The 2,500-nt window shown below is 55.5% G+C and carries 2 rRNA genes (1 of these 2 cut by a window edge); both read left to right on the top strand.

Going from position 1 to position 2,500, the window contains the following annotated elements:
* Positions 1-2,260 (top strand): 23S ribosomal RNA (locus NJLHNGOC_RS15130); it begins 481 nt to the left of the window's first position.
* Positions 2,261-2,370: 110 nt separating this feature from the next.
* A 5S ribosomal RNA gene (rrf, locus tag NJLHNGOC_RS15125) occupies positions 2,371-2,486 on the top strand.
* Positions 2,487-2,500: the final 14 nt, after the last annotated feature.

Raw genomic sequence — 2,500 nt, 5'->3', positions numbered from 1 at the left:
AGTGAAAGAGACCTGAAACCGAATGCCTACAAGCAGTCGGAGCCTCTTATGGGGTGACGGCGTACCTTTTGTATAATGGGTCAGCGAGTTTCTGTTTGCAGCAAGCTTAAGCCGTTAGGTGTAGGCGCAGCGAAAGCGAGTCTGAATAGGGCGACGAGTTGCTGGCAGAAGACCCGAAACCGAGTGATCTAGCCATGGCCAGGCTGAAGGTGCGGTAACACGCACTGGAGGGCCGAACCCACGCCTGTTGAAAAAGTCGGGGATGAGCTGTGGCTAGGGGTGAAAGGCCAATCAAACTCGGAAATAGCTGGTTCTCCGCGAAATCTATTGAGGTAGATCGTCTGGTATTACCCCGGGGGGTAGAGCACTGGATGGGCTAGGGGGGCCCAAAGCCTTACCAAACCTAACCAAACTCCGAATACCCGGAAGTATGAGCCAGGCAGACAGACGGTGGGTGCTAAGGTCCATCGTCGAGAGGGAAACAGCCCAGACCACCAGCTAAGGCCCCCAAATCGTGGCTAAGTGGGAAAGGATGTGGGGATTCCAAAACAACCAGGAGGTTGGCTTAGAAGCAGCCATCCTTTAAAGAAAGCGTAATAGCTCACTGGTCTAATAGAAACCCTGCGCCGAAAATGTAACGGGGCTCAAGCCACGTGCCGAAGCTGTGGGTGCATACATTGTATGCGCGGTAGCGGAGCGTTCCGTAAGTCTGTGAAGGGGACGGGGTGACCCTCCCTGGAGATATCGGAAGTGCGAATGCTGACATGAGTAGCGACAAACAGTGCGAGAAACACTGTCGCCGAAAGTCCAAGGGTTCCTGCGCAAGGTTAATCCGCGCAGGGTGAGCCGGCCCCTAAGGCGAGGGCGAAAGCCGTAGTCGATGGAAACCAGGTGAATATTCCTGGGCCTGCCAGAAGTGACGAATGCAATATGTTGTCGGGTCTTATCGGATTGGCCCGGCTTTTGGAGCATTCCAGGAAATAGCTCTGGCATATAGACCGTACCCGAAACCGACACAGGTGGACTGGTAGAGAATACCAAGGCGCTTGAGAGAACGATGCTGAAGGAACTAGGCAAATTGCTTGCGTAACTTCGGGATAAGCAAGACCCGTCAGTGGGCAACCATTGGCGGGTGGCACAGACCAGGGGGTAGCGACTGTTTAGTAAAAACACAGGGCTGTGCGAAGTCGAGAGACGACGTATACGGCCTGACGCCTGCCCGGTGCCGGAAGGTTAAGAGGAGGTGTGCAAGCACCGAATTGAAGCCCCGGTAAACGGCGGCCGTAACTATAACGGTCCTAAGGTAGCGAAATTCCTTGTCGGGTAAGTTCCGACCTGCACGAATGGCGTAACGACTTCCCCGCTGTCTCCAGCATCGGCTCAGCGAAATTGAACTCCCCGTGAAGATGCGGGGTACCCGCGGTCAGACGGAAAGACCCTATGAACCTTTACTGCAGCTTTGCAGTGGCATCAGAGACATTCTGTGTAGGATAGGTGGGAGGCTTTGAAACCGGGGCGCCAGTTCCGGTGGAGCCATCCTTGAAATACCACCCTGACTGTTTCTGATGTCTAACCGAGACCAGTAAGCCTGGTCCGGGACCCTGCATGGTGGGCAGTTTGACTGGGGCGGTCGCCTCCCAAAGTGTAACGGAGGCGCGCGATGGTGGGCTCAGGTCGGTCGGACATCGACTGTTGAGTGCAATGGCATAAGCCCGCCTGACTGTGAGAGTGACAGCTCGATCAGAGACGAAAGTCGGCCATAGTGATCCGGTGGTCCCGCGTGGAAGGGCCATCGCTCAACGGATAAAAGGTACTCTAGGGATAACAGGCTGATCTCCCCCAAGAGTCCACATCGACGGGGAGGTTTGGCACCTCGATGTCGGCTCATCACATCCTGGGGCTGGAGCAGGTCCCAAGGGTTCGGCTGTTCGCCGATTAAAGTGGTACGTGAGCTGGGTTTAGAACGTCGTGAGACAGTTCGGTCCCTATCTGCCGTGGGTGTTGGAAACTTGAGAGGATTTGTCCCTAGTACGAGAGGACCGGGATGAACATACCTCTGGTGCACCGGTTGTCGCGCCAGCGGCACAGCCGGGTAGCTAAGTATGGACGGGATAACCGCTGAAAGCATCTAAGCGGGAAACCCACCTCAAAACAAGGTCTCCCCAAGGGCCGTGATAGACCATCACGTCAATAGGCCAGGTGTGAAAGCGCAGTAATGCGTGCAGCTGACTGGTCCTAATCGCCCAATAGGCTCATTCACACAGCCATACAACATGGCAACATACATGCACAGCAGTCATCCACCTCCACCCTTCTCAAAAAACACACCAACCTCCCACACAGTCCAATACCTCAGGACTGCCTGGATGATCTGGTGGCCATGGCGGGAGTTGAACCACCCGATCCCATCCCGAACTCGGCCGTGAAAAACCCCAGCGCCCATGATACTGTGCCTCAAGGCACGGGAAAGTCGGTCGCCGCCAGATCTTCCAGACAGTCC

It is taken from the genome of Novacetimonas cocois, from assembly GCF_003311635.1.
Lineage (GTDB): Bacteria > Pseudomonadota > Alphaproteobacteria > Acetobacterales > Acetobacteraceae > Novacetimonas > Novacetimonas cocois.
Note: the sequence above shows the minus strand (reverse complement) of the source record. Positions and strands in the feature narration are given on the sequence as shown.